The following is a 15,680-nucleotide window of genomic DNA, read 5'->3' on the forward strand; positions in this document are numbered from 1 at the left end:
CTTGACAACTCGATTGGTCTGGACCAGCTTGTTCCCCCAAGCGGTGGCCACCGTTCCCGACCCTCCCTCCCTCTCCCTCCCTTCCCCTCCCGTACCCCTCCCCAACTCCCCCACCGGAGGCAGCAAGTGGACCGCACCACCACACGCTCGCGCAGATGGATCGGCGGCGCCCTCGCGCTCGCCGTCGGCTCCGGGCTCGCTCTCGTCGGCGGCGCCGGCACCGCCCAGGCCGCGGACGTCAACGTGGCCAGGAACGCGGGCTTCGAGTCCGGCATCGCCAACTGGACCTGTACGGCCGGAAGCGGCGCCGCCGTCTCCTCGCCCGTACGGACCGGGGCGGGCGCCCTCAAGGCGACCCCGGCGGGCCAGGACAACGCCCGCTGCAGCCAGGTCGTCACCGTCAAGCCCAACTCGACGTACACGCTGAGCGCCTGGGTGCAGGGCGGGTACGCCTACCTCGGCGCGACCGGCACCGGGACCTCCGACGTCTCCACCTGGACCCCCGACAGCACCTCCTGGAAGCAGCTGACCACCACCTTCACCACCGGCGCGAGCACCACCCAGGTGACCGTCTACACCCACGGCTGGTACGGACAGGCCGCCTACCACGTCGACGACGTCTCCGTCTTCGGCCCCGACGGCGGCGGCCCTGTCGACCCCGACCCGGTCGTCCCGTCGACCCCGGCCGGCCTCGCCGCCGGCTCGGTCACCTCGTCCTCGGTCGCCCTGAGCTGGAACGCCGTCTCCGGCGCCACCGGCTACAAGGTGTACCGCGACGGCTCCCTCGCGCAGACCGTCTCCGGCACCTCCGCGACCGTGACGGGCCTCGCGGCCAACACCACGTACCAGTTCCAGGTCGCCGCGACCAACGCGGCGGGCGAGTCCGCGAAGTCGAACGCCGTCTCCGCCCGCACCAGCGCCACCAACCCGGGCCCCGGCCCGTCCGTCCCGAAGCACGCCCTGACCGGCTACTGGCAGAACTTCAACAACGGCGCGACCGTCCAGAAGCTGCGGGACGTCCAGGCGCAGTACGACATCATCGCCGTCTCGTTCGCCGACTCGACGACCACGCCCGGCCAGATCGTCTTCAACCTCGACCCGGCCGTCGGCTACGCCTCCACCGCCGACTTCAAGGCCGACGTCACCGCGAAGAAGGCGGCCGGCAAGTCGGTCATCATCTCCGTCGGCGGCGAGAAGGGGAACGTCACGATCAACAGTGACGCCTCCGCGACCGCCTTCGCCGACAGCGCGTACGCCCTGATGCAGGAGTACGGCTTCAACGGGGTCGACATCGACCTGGAGCACGGCATCAACTCCACGTACCTGACGAAGGCGCTGCGCCAGCTCTCCGCGAAGGCCGGCTCCTCGATGGTCCTGACGATGGCCCCGCAGACCATCGACATGCAGAACACGGGCACCGAGTACTTCAAGACCGCGCTCGCCGTGAAGGACATCCTCACGGTCGTCAACATGCAGTACTACAACAGTGGTTCGATGCTCGGCTGCGACGGCAAGGTCTACAGCCAGGGCTCGGTGGACTTCCTCACCGCGCTCGCCTGCATCCAGCTCCAGGGCGGCCTCGACGCCTCCCAGGTCGGCCTGGGTGTGCCGGCCTCGACCCGGGGCGCGGGCAGCGGCTACGTCGACCCGTCGATCGTGAAGAACGCGCTCGACTGCCTGGCCCGCGGCACCAACTGCGGTTCCTTCAAGCCCTCGCAGACCTGGCCGAACCTGCGTGGTGCGATGACCTGGTCGACCAACTGGGACGCGACGGCCGGCAACGCCTGGTCCAACGCGGTCGGCCCGCACGTCCACAACCTGCCGTAACCGGCAGATCGAAGAGACAGCCCCCGCAGCGCCGTCGCTCCCCGCGACGGCGCTGCGCCGTGTCTCAGGCGGGCAGCGGCCGGTACCCGCGCAGGGCCAGGTCCAGCTGCCGGGCCCACTCGTCGGCGCGGTCGGTACGGCGGCCGTCGACCTCGCAGGTGTACGCGGAGCCGTCGTGCAGGGTGAGGGTGACGCCGATGCCCCGGCCGCGCCGGGTCCGGCCCCACGCGAAGGACGCGATCTCCGCCCAGACGAACTCCGCCTCGACGTCGGAGACCACGAAGACCACCCCCTCGGCGTCGACGACGATCCCCGAGGTCTTGTCGGCGGCCTCGAACGTCGGCGAGGGCCCCGGCGGCCCGGCGGGCCGCGGCGGCACGACGAGGGTCGGCTGCGCGTGTACGGGAAGAGACCCGGGGACCTCGTCACGAACGCCGACAACGGGACCCGGCACCGGGACGACCAGCGTCGGCACCGGTGTCACAGGTGTCGCCGGCGGCGGCGCGAGCTCCCCGTCCCCCGCGAGCGCGTCGAGCAGCTGGGCCGGTGCGGGTCGCTCGGCCGGCTTCTTGGCGAGGCAGCGCCCCACGAGGCCGCGCAGCGCCTCCGGTACGGAGCCCAGGTCCGGGGCCTCGTGGACGGAGCGGTACATGAGCCCCATCGGCGTCCCGTCCCCGAAGGCCCGCCCCCCGGCGGCCGCGACGAGGACGCCGCCGAGCGCGAACACGTCGGCGGCGCCCGTAACCTCCTCGCCGAGGGCCTGTTCGGGCGCCAGGTAGCCGGGGGTGCCGAAGGCCGTTCCCGTGGCGGTGAGACGGGTCGACTCCAGGGCGCGGGCGATCCCGAAGTCCAGGACCCGGGGGCCGTCCGCGGCCATGACGATGTTGCCGGGCTTGAGGTCGCGGTGGACGAGCCCGCAGCCGTGGATGGCCTCCAGCGCCTCGGCAAGGGCGGCGCCCAGCGACCGGAGCCCCCGCTCGTCCATCGGGCCCTCGGCCGCGAGGAGGCCGGCGAGGGTGGGTCCTGGGACGTAGGCGGTGGCGAGCCAGGGCGCCTCGGCGTCAGGGTCCGCGTCGACGACCTGCGCCGTGTGGAAGCCGCCGACCCTGCGGGCGGCGACGATCTCGGCACGGAAGCGCTCGCGGAACCCGGCGTCGGCGGCGAGTTCCGGCCGGGCCACCTTGACGGCGACGGCACGGCCGCCGCGCGAACGCGCCAGCCAGACGGTACCCATCCCGCCTTCGCCGAGCTTGCGTTCGATCTCGTACGTGCCGATCAGCATCCCCACGCGGGACAGTATCGCCGACCGGGGCAGCCCGCCGCCCGGCCGGCTCGGCCACCGAGGGCAGCTCGACTACCGGGCAGCTCGGCCACCGAGCGGCTCGGCTACCGAGCGGCTCGGCTACCAGGGCAGCTCGCGCACCTGCTGGACGCACAGCACCACGAAGAGCAGCCCCGCCGCGCCCAGCATCCCGTTGCTCAGGTACCCGTTGCGCCACTCGGCGGGCGTACGGGAGGAGTTGAGGAGCTGGATCAGGGTCAGCGCCAGGAACGGCATGAAGAACGCGCCGATCACGCCGTACACGATGACCAGGCCGAACGGCTGGTCCAGGAAGAGCAGCGCGATCGGCGGGAACGTCAGCCAGAGCAGGTACGCGCGGAACGGCAGGGACCGGTCGCGGGGCGTTCCGGCGGGGACGAGCGTGGGCCGGTAGTGCGCGACGAAGTCGGCGAACATCAGGCTGACGCCGTGCCAGACCCCGATGAGGGAGGTGAAGGAGGTGGCGAAGAAGCCGATCAGGAAGAGCTTGGCGGTGGCGTTCCCGTACCGCTCGGACAGGATGGCGCCGAGGTCGAGGAGCCCCTTGTCGCCCTTGGCGAGCGCGAGGCCGGAGGAGTGCAGCAGCTCGGCGCCGACGAAGAGCATCGCGACGACGAAGATGCCGGTGGTGAGGTAGGCGAAGCGGTTGTCGATCCGCATGACCTTCATCCAGCTGGTGTCGCGCCAGCCCTTGGCGTTGACCCAGTAGCCGTACGCGGCCAGGGTGATGGTGCCGCCGACGCCGCCGATGAGGCCGAGGGTGTAGACGAGGGAGCCGTCGGGGAGCACCGGGACGAGACCGGCGAGGGCGTCGCCGAGGTGGGGTGTGACCCGGATCGCGAGGTAGACGGTGACCACGAACATCACGCCGACGAGGACGGTCATGACCTTCTCGAAGACGGCGTACCGGTTGAACCAGACGAAGACGAGGCCGACCAGTCCGCAGAGCACCGCCCACGCCTTGAGGTCCATGACGTCGGGGAAGAGGGCGCCGAGGGGCAGGGCGCTGGAGGACATCGCGGCCGCGCCGTAGACGAAGCCCCACACGATGACGTAGCCGACGAAGTAGACGGTGGTCCAGGCGCCGAGGCTGCGCCAGCCGTCGAAGAGGGTGCGGCCGGTTGCCAGGTGCCAGCGGCCGGCGGCCTCGGCGAGGGAGATCTTGACGAGGCAGCCGATGACGGCGGCCCAGAGCAGGGTGTAGCCGAACTTCGAGCCCGCGATCAGGGTCGCGACGAGGTCTCCGGCGCCGACGCCGGTGGCGGCGACGACGATGCCGGGTCCGATGTGGCGCCAGGAGGACTTGCGCGGGGCTTTCGTCCCCTCGACGTCTCCCGGGCCCTCCTCTTGAGCGATCTCCGCCATGTCCGCCCCGCCTTTCGCCGACCTGTGTGATCTCCTGTGGAACCCGGTCACCCAAGCGGCTATGGCGCGTTGGCGCAAGAGGGCGTGGCCGAACCGCACCCTTGACCCGTCCATGTCATGGCCGCACGATGTGCGGGACACCCCGCACAGCCACAGCAAAGCCACAGCACAGCCACCGCACAGCCACCGCACAGCCACCGCACTGTCACTGCACAGCCCCGCACCCGCGCTACCCCCGCACAACAACTGCTCAGCCCGCACAGCCCCCGCACGGCTTGTCGCACCCCCCACACTCCCCACCCAGGAGACAGCATGCGACTTCGAATCCGCGGCTCCCGCGGAACCAGCGGAAGAAGGACCGCGACTCTCGCGGCCCTTCTGGCGCTCGCCCTCGCGGCGCCCCTCTCCCTCGGCGCGAACCAGGCCGGAGCCGACTCCGAACCGACCTCCTCCGCCGCCACCGAGGAAGTGATCCGCCAGTACGAGATCCACGGCCCGTCCACCGTCGCCGAGCGCACCGCGCTCGCCGCCACCGGAGTCTCGATCGACGAGGCCGACGACCACAGCGTCGTCGTCAGCGCCAACTCCGCCCAGCTGCGCAAGCTCCGCGCCCTCGGCCACCGCCCCGAGGCGCTCCCCGCACCGCCGGACCGGTCGGCCAAGGGCCTGGGCCTCGAAGGCGTCGAACCCTTCGACTTCCCCTCGGCCGACTCGAAGTACCACAACTTCGCGGAGATGACCGCGGAGATCGACCAGCGCATCGCCCAGTACCCGACCCTCATGAACAAGCGGGTCATCGGCAAGACCTACCAGGGCCGGGACATCGTCGCGATCAAGATCAGCGACAACGTCGGCACGGACGAGGCCGAGCCCGAGGTCCTCTTCACCCACCACCAGCACGCCCGCGAGCACCTCACCGTCGAGATGGCGCTGTACCTGCTGCGCGAGCTCGGCGCGGGCTACGGCTCCGACAGCCGCGTCACGAACATGGTGAACAACCGCGAGATCTGGATCGTGCCGGACCTCAACCCGGACGGCGGCGAGTACGACATCGCCTCCGGCTCGTACCGCAGCTGGCGCAAGAACCGGCAGCCCAACGCCGGATCCTCGTACGTCGGCACGGACATGAACCGGAACTGGGACTACAAGTGGGGCTGCTGCGGCGGCTCCTCGGGCTCCAAGAGCTCGGAGACCTACCGGGGCACGGCCCCCGAGTCGGCCCCCGAGGTGAAGGTCGTCGCCGACTTCGTCCGCTCCCGCGTGGTGGGCGGCAAGCAGCAGATCAAGGCGGCGATCGACTTCCACACGTACAGCGAACTGGTGCTCTGGCCCTACGGCTGGACCACCGCGAACACCGCGCCCGGCCTGACCCAGGACGACCGGGACGCGTTCGCGGCGGTCGGCGGGAAGATGGCGGCGAGCAACGGCTACACCGCGGAGCAGTCCAGCGACCTGTACATCACGGACGGGTCGATCGACGACTGGCTGTGGGGCGCGCAGAAGATCTTCGGCTACACCTTCGAGATGTATCCGGCCTCGTCCTGGAACGGCGGCTTCTATCCGCCCGACGAGGTGATCGAGCGCGAGACGAGCCGTAACAGGGACGCCGTCCTCCAGCTCCTGGAGAACGCGGACTGCATGTACCGCTCGATCGGCAAGCAGGCGCAGTACTGCACGAGCTGACGGCCCGTAACACGGTACGTACGTACGAGGAGGGCGCCCCCGGAAAGTCCGGGGGCGCCCTGCCGCTTCGTACCTGATCCGCCGGACAGCCCCTAGACCACCAGACTGAGCCCGGCGGCGACGGCGAACCCTGCCACGGAGAGCACCGACTCCAGGACGGTCCAGGACTTCAGGGTGTCCCGCTCCGAGATGCCGAAGTACTTGGAGACGATCCAGAAGCCGCCGTCGTTGACGTGCGAGGCGAAGATCGAGCCGGCCGAGATCGCCATGATGACCAGGGCGAGGAAGGCCTGCGAGTGGCCGCCGCCCTCGACCAGCGGGAGGACGATTCCGGCCGTGGTGACGATCGCGACGGTCGCCGAGCCCTGGGCGACCCGCAGCACGAGCGATATCAGGTAGGCGAGGACGATGACGGGCAGGCCGACGTCGTTGAAGGTGTCGGAGAGCGCCTGCGCGACACCGCTGGCCTTCAGGATCGCGCCGAAGACACCGCCGGCGCCGACCACGAGCAGGATGTTGCCGACCGGCTTCAGGGACGAGGTGGAGACCTGCTCCAGGGACGTGCGGGACCAGCCGCGCCGGATGCCGAGCAGGTAGTACGCGAGGACCAGCGCGATCGTCAGGGCGACGAACGGGTTGCCGAAGAACTCGATCACGGAGCGCGGGGTCGACTCGTCGAGCGCGATGGAGGAGAAGGTCGCGGCGAGGATGAGGACCAGCGGCGTACCGATGATGACGAGCACGGTGGCGAGGGAGACCGGGGCCTCGGATCCGGAGCCCTCCTTGCGCTCGGCGGCCACCTTCGCGCGGGCCTCCTCGGCGGCCTCGACCATGTCCTGCGGGACCTCGACGAAGAGGCGCTTGCCGATCCAGGCGGCGTAGGCCCAGGCGGCGAGGACGGCGGGGATGCCGACGACGATGCCCATGAGGATGACCCAGCCGAGCGAGACGTGGAGCAGTCCGGCGGCGGCGACAGGGCCTGGGTGCGGCGGCAGGAAGGCGTGGGTCATCGACAGACCCGCGAGCAGGGGCATGCAGTAGAGCAGGATCGATTTGCCGGACCGCTTGGCGGCGGCGTAGACGATCGGCGCGAGGACGAAGATGCCGACGTCGAAGAAGACGGGGATGCCGAAGATCAGGCCGGTGAGGCCCATCGCGAGCGGCGCGCGCTTCTCTCCGAACAGGCCGAGGAGGCGGGAGGAGAGCACCTCGGCTCCGCCGGAGACCTCGAGTATCGCGCCGAGCATGGTGCCCAGGCCGATGATGATCGCGACATGGCCGAGGATGCCGCCCATGCCGGTCTCGATGACCGAGGTGGCGGCGGACTTCTGGACCGTGCCGAAGAGTTCGGTGACGGAGAGACCCGCGGCGAGGCCGACGCTGATGGAGACGGCGAGCAGCGCGACGAAGGGCTGCAGCCGGAGCTTGATGATCAGGACGAGGAGCAGGGCGATGCCGAGGGCGGCGACGGTGAGCAGCCCGGCGGTGCCGGGGACGAGGAGGAGCAGTCCTCCGGTGTGGGGTGGCGCCTCGGCGGCGGGGGATGCGGCGGCGAGCAGCATGGCGGGGCCTCGTTTTTGGGTAGGGGGGAGCGCGGCACGGCGTCCCGGGGACGGACGCCGTGCCGTGGAGCGGCGTTTTCAGCGGAATCAGCTCAGGTGGTGGGGGTACCGACTCGGCGCAGGCGCAGGCGCAGGCGCGGGCGGCGGACTCAGGAGAGGACGGCGAGGGCGTCGATCTCGATGAGGAGCCCCTTCGGAAGGCCGACGTAGACGGTCGTACGCGCGGAGGCGGGCGCCTTGAGGCCCTGCTCCTCGAAGTACGCGTTGTAGATCTCGTTCATCTCGGCGAAGTGGTCGACGTCGGTGAGGTAGACGCGCATCATCATGACGTCGTCCCAGCTCGCGCCGCCCTCCTCCAGGATCGCCTTGACGTTGGCGAAGGTCTGCAGGGTCTGCTCTCGCAGCGTGGGCCCCGCGGGCGTCGGCGCCTGGCCCTCGACCGCGGGCAGGAAGCCGACCTGCCCGGCGACCTGCAGGATGTTCCCCTTCTTGACGCCGTGCGAGAACTTCGCGGGCGGGGCGGTGTGGGTGGCGGGGGTGAGCGCGATCTTCTCGGTCATGTCCGGTCCTTGGTAGGGGTGTTGCCTGAGTAGTCCCGGCTGATGGCGTCGGCGGTGCGGCGCACCAGCGGGAGCAGGGTGAGGAGTTCCTCGGCGGTCACGACCACGTTGGGCGCGGAGACCGACATGGCGGCGACGACACGGCCGTCGGCGCCGCGGATGGGCGCTCCGACACAGTTGATGGACTCCTCGTGGCCACCGAGGTCGGTGGCCCAGCCCTGTTCGCGTACGGTCGCCAGCTCCTTGAGGAACGCGGCGGCGTTCGGGGTCGAACGGGGCGTGTACATGGGGTAGTCGAGCTTGGCGGCGATGGCGCGCCGCTCGGGCTCGGGGAGGTCGCCGAGCAGCAGCTTGGCGACGGCGGCGACGGTGATCGCGACGGGCTTGCCGATACGGGAGTACATCCGGACCGGGTAGCGGCTCTCGACCTTGTCGATGTAGAGGACCTCGCTCTCCTCGTAGACGGCGAGGTGGACGGTGTGTCCGATCTGCTCGTTGAGCGCGGTGAGGTGGGGGTGCGCGATCTCACGGATGTCGAGGTTCTCGACGGCTTCCTGCGCGAGGGCGAAGAGGCGGGCGCCGAGGCGGTAGCGCTGGTCCTGCTGCCGGTAGACGAGGCCGTGCTCGTGCAGGGTGCGGAGCAGCCTCAGGGCGGTGGACTTGTGCACCCCGAGCCGGTCGGCGACCTGGCCGAGGTCGGCGGGTCCCTGGGCGAGCAGCGGCAGGATGCTCAGCGCGCGGTCGACGGTCTGACTCATGGCGTACGTACCTCCTGGTCCTCCCCCGTCCAGCCGGGGCCGAGGTGCAGTGTCTCCCAGGCGGGGTCGTCGAGGGCGACGAGCCGGTCGGCGTGGTCCCGGCCGGGCGGCGCGGCGAGGTCCCCCGGCACGGTGAGCGCGGCGGCGGCCATCAGATGCCCGTGCCGAATCCGCTCCCGCACCCCGAGCCCCCGCAGGGTCCCGGACAGAAACCCGGCAGCGAACGCGTCCCCGGCCCCGACGGCCGCGACGACGTCGACACGGGGGGCGGGGACGGTGGTGACGGTGTCGGAGACGCCGGCCCCAGATCCAGCCTCGCCGGCTTCTGAGGCGCGGGGCTCGAATCCAGCCTCGCTGGGGGTCCCCCCACGCCCCTGGGCGTCGGGGGAGTCCGAGGCGCGGGGGTCTGGGGGCAGAGCCCCCAGTTCGGGAAGGGGCGGGGTGGGGAAGGGCCCGGCGCAGCGCTCGAAGACCACCGCACCCGCCGCACCCCGCTTCACGACCACCACGCCCGGCTCACGCAACGCACCCCGTACGGCCTCCGGCCCCACAAGCCCCCACGCCTCCTCCGCCTCGTCCTCCCCCACGAACACCACGTCCGCACCCCGCGCAAGCTCCAGGAGCACCTGCGGCCCAGACCCGTCGCGCCACAACCCGGCGCGGAAGTTCACGTCGAAGGAGACGACCGGCCGCCCCTCCCGCGGTGCGGTCAGCGTCCGCATCAGCGCCAGGCTGTCCTCCGACAGCGCGGCGGTGATCCCCGACAGGTGCAGGATCCGCCCGTCCGCGACGGAGTCGTACGGAACGGTCGCCGGCGACATCGCCGAAGCCGCCGACCCCGCCCGGTAGTACGCGACCTCGTGCGCCGACGTCGCCCGGTCCGTGGCGGTACGGAAGTAGATCCCGGTCGGCCGCACGGCGTCCCGCCCCACCGCCGACACGTCGACCCCGTACGCCCCGATCGCCTCCACCAGGTGGTCACCGAAGCCGTCCGCGCCCACCCGGCTCACCCACTTCGCGCGGTGTCCGGCCGAGGCCAGCGCGCAGGCCACGTTGGACTCGGCGCCTCCGATGGCACGGGCGAAGGTCGGTACGTCGGCGAGGCGCCCCGGCCGGGAGGGCAGAAAGGTGACCATGGACTCGCCGAGGCAGACGACGTCCACGGGTGGCGCGTCCACGGTCGGGTGGTCTCCGGTCACGGTCACCTGCGGGCTCCTCGTCGATCATGTGGGTCCATTGACCCGGCGTTGGCCCGGATGTTAGACACCACTAAGCGGTATACGCAATGACCGTTGCACATACTGCAACGCACGTACTGCACCGCGATGATGCGACGTAACAACGCGACGCCCCGGAGGACCCCATGCAGCAGCCGCAGACGCAACCCACGCCCGCCTCTGCCCCTACCCCCACCCAGCAGCTCGCGGACGAACGCGTCGACCACCGCTTCAAGGCCCTGCCGCCCGACGCCGAGGGGCTGACCGTCGGCGAGCTGGCCGCCCAGCGCCGCAACCTCTTCACCGGCGGCTTCACCACCCCCGTCCTCGCCCTCTCCGCCGAGTCCGTCGAGCACAACCTGCGCCTCCTGGAGACCTACGCCGAGCGCCACGGCCTCGCCTTCGCCCCGCACGGCAAGACCTCCATGGCCCCGCAGCTCTTCGACCGCCAGCTGGAGCACGGCGCCTGGGGCATCACCGCCGCCGTCCCGCACCAGGCCCGCGTCTACCGCGCCCACGGCATCGCCCGGATCTTCCTCGCCAACGAGCTCGTCGACGCCCCCGCCCTGCGCTGGCTGGCCTCCGAACTCGACGCCGACCCCGACTTCCGCCTCATCTGCTACGTCGACTCCGTGCGCGGCGTCGAGCTGATGGACGCGGCCCTCACCGAGGCCGGGGCGGCCCGCCCCGTGGACGTCGTCGTCGAGCTCGGCGCCGGCGAGGGAGCCCGTACCGGCGCCCGTACCGAAGCCGACTGCACCGCCGTCGCCGACGCGGTCGCCGCGACGAGCACCCTGCGCCTGGTCGGCGTGGCGGGCTACGAGGGCGAGGTCCCGCAGGCGGACGCCGCCCGAGTCCACGCCTGGCTGAACCGCCTCGTCTCCCTGGCCTCGGAGTTCGACAAGGCGGGCCGTTTCTCCCCCGGGATCGAGGAGATCGTGATCAGCGCGGGCGGCAGCGCCTGGTTCGACGCTGTCGCCGACGTCTTCGCGGAGATCCCCGAACTCTCCCTCCCCGTACTGAAGTTGCTCCGCTCCGGCGCCTACGTCTCGCACGACGACGGCCACTACCGGCACCTGACCCCCTTCAACCGGGTCCCCGAAGAGGGCGCGCTGCAGCCCGCGTTCCGGCTCTGGACGCAGGTCGTCTCCCGCCCGAGCCCCGAGCAGGCCTTCACCAACGGCGGCAAGCGCGACGCCGCGTACGACCTCGACCTCCCCGAGGCGCAGGTCGTCCGCGACGCCCGCACGGGAACGGTCCGCCCTGCCGACGGCATCACGGTCACCGGCCTCTCCGACCAGCACGGCTGGGTCCGCACCGAACCGGGCGCCGAGATCGAGGTCGGCGACTGGCTCGGCGTGGGCCTCTCCCACCCCTGCACGTCCTTCGACAAGTGGCAGCTGATCCCGCTGGTCGAGGCGGACGGCACGGTCGTCGACTACATCCGTACGTTCTTCTAGAGGAGCCGGTCACCATGGACCTCGTCATCCGCGACGTGGACGTCATCGACGGCTCCGGCGGGGAGTCGTACCGCGCCGATGTCGCCGTCGACGGCGGCCGCATCGCCGCGATAGTGAAGGAGGGCGCGGCGGCGGGCTGTCAGCGCCCCACCGCCCGGCGCGTCCTGGACGCCGAGGGCCTCGCCCTGTCCCCCGGCTTCATCGACATGCACGCGCACTCCGACCTCGCGCTGCTGCGCGACCCGGAGCACACCGCGAAGGCCGCGCAGGGCGTGACCCTCGAAGTGCTCGGCCAGGACGGCCTGTCGTACGCCCCGGTCGACGACCGCACGCTCGCGGAGGTCCGCCGGGCGATCACCGGCTGGAACGGCGACGGCTCCGACATCGACTTCGACTGGCGCACGGTCGGCGAGTACCTGGACCGCCTGGACCGCTCGCACGACGGCCGGGGCATCGCCGTGAACGCGGCGTACCTGATCCCCCAGGGCACGGTACGGATGTACGCGCTCGGCTGGGACGACCGCCCGGCCACCGACGCCGAGATGAACCGGATGCGGCAGCTGGTGGCGGAGGGCATGGAGCAGGGCGCGGTGGGCATGTCCTCGGGCCTGACGTACACGCCGGGCATGTACGCACCGGACACGGAACTGGCGGAACTCTGCAAGGTCGTGGCGGGGTACGGCGGCTACTACTGCCCGCACCACCGCTCGTACGGCGCCGGTGCGCTCCAGGCGTACGAGGAGATGGTCGCCCTCACCCGGGACGCGGGCTGCGCGCTGCACCTGGCGCACGCGACGATGAACTTCGGCGTGAACAAGGGCAAGGCCCCGGACCTGTTGTCCCTCCTGGACGAGGCGCTGACCGACGGCTCCGACATCACCCTGGACACGTACCCCTACACGCCGGGCTGCACGACCCTGGTGGCGATGCTCCCGAGCTGGGCGGGCGAGGGCGGCCCTGAGGCGATCCTGACCCGCCTCCGGGACGACGAGACGGCGGAACGGATCCGCCACCACCTGGAGGAGATCGGCTCGGACGGCTGCCACGGGGTGCCGATCGAGTGGGACACGATCGAGATCTCGGGGGTCGGCGACCCGGGCCTGGCGTCGTGCGTGGGCAGGACGATCGCCCGGTCGGCCGAGATGCGCGGCGAGGCCCCCTGGGTGACGGCCCGCCGCCTGCTGATCGACGACCGCCTGGGCTCGACGATCCTCCAGCACGTCGGCCACGAGGAGAACGTCCGCACGATCATGCGCCACCGGGTGCACACGGGCGGCTCGGACGGCATCCTCCAGGGCTTCAAGCCGCACCCGAGGGCGTACGGGACGTTCCCGCAGTACCTGGGGAAGTACGTACGCGAGGAGGGCGTCCTCTCCCTTGAGGAGTGCGTGGCCCACCTCACCTCCCGCCCGGCGGCCCGCCTCCGCCTCCCCGACCGCGGCCTGGTCCGCGAGGGGTACGTGGCGGACCTGGTCCTCTTCGACCCGACCACGGTGGCGGCGGGCTCGACGTACGACTCCCCACGCACCCTGCCGGTGGGCATCCCGCACGTCCTGATCGACGGCAAGTTCGTGATGGAGGACGGCAAGCGAACCCAAACCCTGGCGGGCCGAACGATCAGAAGAACCCCGACACCCTGACCCGGGATGGCGCGGACCGCGCCCGGGCTGCGCGGCCCGAGCTGCGCGTCATGACGAGGGCCGCGCGAGCCCTGACCCGGGTCTGCGCGGGGCCGCGCCCCGCGCAGCCCCGCCCACCCGCCGCGGGCACTCGCCCCCCCCTCCCGTGGGGGCAGCCGCCCAGCTCCCCGCCCTCCCCCCGTTGTGGGCATTCGTTCCGCGGGGCGATGGGGGTCCCCCTGCTCGAGCGAAGCCGAGAGCTTGGGGGAGGGTGGGCACAACGGAACGGCGCCCTTACGGGCGCGTCCGCTCCAGGTCCCCGCCCACCACAGGTCCGGCGCCCACCTCCGGGCGCGCCCACGACGACCGCCGCACCCACACGAGCCCCGCCGCCAGCACGACCCCGGCGGCCACGAACCCGTACCAAGGGGTCGCCCCGGACGGAGCGGTCTCGTAGACCAGCGCGGCCGACAGAACGGCCGGCACCTGCCCCACCCGCGTGTCCCAGGCCGCCACCGCCACCGCGCACACCCCCCACAGCAGGTACCAGGGCTGCACCATCGGCGACAGCGCCACCAACGCCACCAACGCCAGCCCCAACCCCAGCACCGGATCGATCCGCCCCTTCCACGCCCGCCACGCGAGCGCCAGGATGATCACCACCGCCGCGAGCAGCCCGAGCTTCTGCACAACCCCCTTCACCGGATCCGGATCATCGGAGAGCAGCAACCCCAGCCCCAACCCCACATCACTCGTCACCGACAGCGCCGTATGGATCGCCCCGGCGACACTCTGTGTCCGCAGCCACCCGAACCCGGTCCCCGCCGCCACCGTCGCGCCGACGGCCACCGCCCCCGCGACGACCCCCGGTCCGACGAGCCCCTTCGCCACACCCCGTACGCCCCCGCCACACGCACGCGCCACCATCACCCCGACGAAGAGCAAGGCGACCGCCGCCGGCGACTTGACCATCATCGCCAGGCCCACCAGGACGCTGCCGAGCACCCACCGCCCCCGCGTGGCCAGCAGCACGCCGCCGAGCATGAGCCCGATCATGAGCCCGTCGTTGTGCATGCCGCCCACGACGTGGATCAGCAAGAGCGGGTTGAGGGCAGCCAGCCACAACGCCCCGCTCCCCCTCCCGCCCGCAAGCCCCCGCACGGCCCAGACGATCAGCGCCAGCGCCCCCAGCGCGAGCAGCCGCATCCCGAACACCGCCGGGACGATCGCCCCGCCCGTCACCTTCACCACGGCCTGGGCCAACACCAGGAAGACAGGCCCGTAGGGAGCAGGGGTGTCCGTCCAGTGCCCGCCGACGCTCGCCGCCGCCTCCACGCCGAGGTCCCCGGGCCCCAGGACCGACGGCCCGGCCCCGTACACGTCGTACCCCTCCAGGACCATGGCGCCCTGGGCGATGTAGCTGTAGACGTCCGCGCTGTACAGCGGAGGCGCGAGCACCAGCGGCGCGCACCACCACCCCAGGGTCACGAGCACCCGGTCGCGGGCCTCCCGCTCCCCGCGCACGAGCAGCGTCCCGTACCGCAGCCAGGCCGCGACCAGCACCGTGAGACCCAGGTACGCCAGGACCGCGCCGGTCACCGTCGTCGCGGTGCCCCGGGCGGCCCACAGCCCCCACGGCTCCGGCCGGTCCGGCAGCGTCCCGGCCGCGTAGCCGCCCACGGTGACGGCGAGCGCGCCGAGCGCCCCCGACCACCGGCACCCGGCGGCGCTCCACAGACGGCTCCACGGACCGCTCCACAGACGGCTCCACAGACGGCTCCACGGACCGCTCCCCGCGCGGTTCCACCACGCCACGACCGTCGGCCTCACCTCGGGCGCTTCGTCTGCCCGGGCGCCGCGCCCGACTTCCCGGGCCCGTCGCTCCCGGAAACCCCGGTCGCGGTGGGCGCGGCGACATCCGTGGCGGCGGCACTCGCCCGCACGGACGCCGAGGCCGATGCCGATGCCGAAGCGGACGCCGAGGCCGACGCGGACCGGTGCGCGGCGGACGAGGACGGCGCCGGCGTACCGGTCGCGTCCGCCTCCCCGTCGCCGTCCCCGTCGCCGGAGGGATCGGCCTGGATCAGCGACGGCGGCCCCGGCCGGCCGTCGTCGTCGCCCGTGGGCGCACCGCCGCTGGTCTGGCCCGACCGGAACGCCCCGGAGACGACCGCGACCAGCAGCCCGATGCCGACCACGCCGACGCCCGCCAGCAGTCGGCGCGGGCCCGGGGCCCGCCGCTTCGTGGCATGACGGCGTCGGCCTGGGGCGTCTGCGGCTCGGTCGCGCTGGTGGCTCATGGCCGCGC

At 72.1% G+C, this 15,680-nt stretch carries 12 protein-coding genes; 4 read left to right on the plus strand and 8 right to left on the minus strand.

Going from position 1 to position 15,680, the window contains the following annotated elements:
• Window positions 1–126: 126 nt before the first annotated feature.
• On the plus strand, window positions 127–1,827 hold the full coding sequence (locus ACGFYP_RS19150; protein WP_393494560.1) for a chitinase: 1,701 nt from the start codon (window positions 127–129) through the stop codon (window positions 1,825–1,827).
• 64 nt (window positions 1,828–1,891) lie between these two features.
• On the opposite strand, the gene ACGFYP_RS19155 is transcribed toward ACGFYP_RS19150, so the two are convergent.
• Window positions 1,892–3,109, minus strand: coding sequence for a serine/threonine-protein kinase (locus tag ACGFYP_RS19155; protein WP_393495057.1), 1,218 nt, complete (start codon window positions 3,107–3,109; stop codon window positions 1,892–1,894).
• A 120-nt stretch (window positions 3,110–3,229) separates the two neighbouring features.
• The gene (locus tag ACGFYP_RS19160; RefSeq protein WP_393494563.1) at window positions 3,230–4,513 is read right to left on the minus strand and encodes an Nramp family divalent metal transporter; all 1,284 of its coding nucleotides are present in this window, start codon (window positions 4,511–4,513) and stop codon (window positions 3,230–3,232) included.
• Window positions 4,514–4,825: 312 nt separating this feature from the next.
• Between ACGFYP_RS19160 and ACGFYP_RS19165 the strand changes: the two genes are divergently transcribed.
• Window positions 4,826–6,196, plus strand: a complete 1,371-nt coding sequence (locus tag ACGFYP_RS19165; protein WP_393494566.1) for a M14 family metallopeptidase — start codon at window positions 4,826–4,828, stop codon at window positions 6,194–6,196.
• A 92-nt stretch (window positions 6,197–6,288) separates the two neighbouring features.
• On the opposite strand, the gene ACGFYP_RS19170 is transcribed toward ACGFYP_RS19165, so the two are convergent.
• The 4 genes from ACGFYP_RS19170 to ACGFYP_RS19185 all read right to left on the minus strand — a co-directional run bounded on the left by ACGFYP_RS19170 (window position 6,289) and on the right by ACGFYP_RS19185 (window position 10,212).
• Entirely contained in the window at window positions 6,289–7,758 is a 1,470-nt protein-coding gene (locus ACGFYP_RS19170) for a GntP family permease (protein ID WP_393494569.1), read from the minus strand.
• A 149-nt stretch (window positions 7,759–7,907) separates the two neighbouring features.
• Entirely contained in the window at window positions 7,908–8,318 is a 411-nt protein-coding gene (locus ACGFYP_RS19175; protein WP_361966725.1) for a RidA family protein, read from the minus strand.
• Window positions 8,315–9,076, minus strand: a complete 762-nt coding sequence (locus ACGFYP_RS19180; RefSeq protein WP_361966723.1) for an IclR family transcriptional regulator — start codon at window positions 9,074–9,076, stop codon at window positions 8,315–8,317. Before ACGFYP_RS19180 ends, ACGFYP_RS19175 begins: the two co-directional genes overlap by 4 nt.
• On the minus strand, window positions 9,073–10,212 hold the full coding sequence (locus ACGFYP_RS19185; protein ID WP_393495059.1) for a sugar kinase: 1,140 nt from the start codon (window positions 10,210–10,212) through the stop codon (window positions 9,073–9,075). The genes ACGFYP_RS19180 and ACGFYP_RS19185 overlap by 4 nt, the downstream gene beginning before the upstream one ends.
• 227 nt (window positions 10,213–10,439) lie before the next feature.
• Here ACGFYP_RS19185 and ACGFYP_RS19190 point away from each other — a divergent pair, with 227 nt between their 5' ends.
• Both ACGFYP_RS19190 and ACGFYP_RS19195 read left to right on the plus strand, forming a co-directional pair.
• Window positions 10,440–11,753 (plus strand): amino acid deaminase, encoded by a 1,314-nt coding sequence (locus ACGFYP_RS19190; protein WP_393494574.1) that lies wholly within the window; start codon window positions 10,440–10,442, stop codon window positions 11,751–11,753.
• Between the two features lie 14 nt (window positions 11,754–11,767).
• Complete coding sequence (locus ACGFYP_RS19195; protein ID WP_393494577.1) at window positions 11,768–13,393, plus strand: amidohydrolase family protein; 1,626 nt, start codon at window positions 11,768–11,770, stop codon at window positions 13,391–13,393.
• A 273-nt stretch (window positions 13,394–13,666) separates the two neighbouring features.
• On the opposite strand, the gene mptB is transcribed toward ACGFYP_RS19195, so the two are convergent.
• Together mptB and ACGFYP_RS19205 are read right to left on the minus strand one after the other, a co-directional pair.
• On the minus strand, window positions 13,667–15,187 hold the full coding sequence (gene mptB, locus ACGFYP_RS19200; RefSeq protein ID WP_393494580.1) for a polyprenol phosphomannose-dependent alpha 1,6 mannosyltransferase MptB: 1,521 nt from the start codon (window positions 15,185–15,187) through the stop codon (window positions 13,667–13,669).
• 11 nt (window positions 15,188–15,198) lie between these two features.
• Window positions 15,199–15,672 carry a hypothetical protein gene (locus ACGFYP_RS19205; RefSeq protein WP_393494583.1) on the minus strand — a complete coding sequence of 158 codons (474 nt, stop codon included), beginning with the start codon at window positions 15,670–15,672 and terminating at the stop codon, window positions 15,199–15,201.
• Window positions 15,673–15,680 lie beyond the last annotated feature (8 nt).

Source organism: Streptomyces sp. NPDC048370 (assembly GCF_043200825.1).
Classification (GTDB): Bacteria; Actinomycetota; Actinomycetes; order Streptomycetales; family Streptomycetaceae; genus Streptomyces.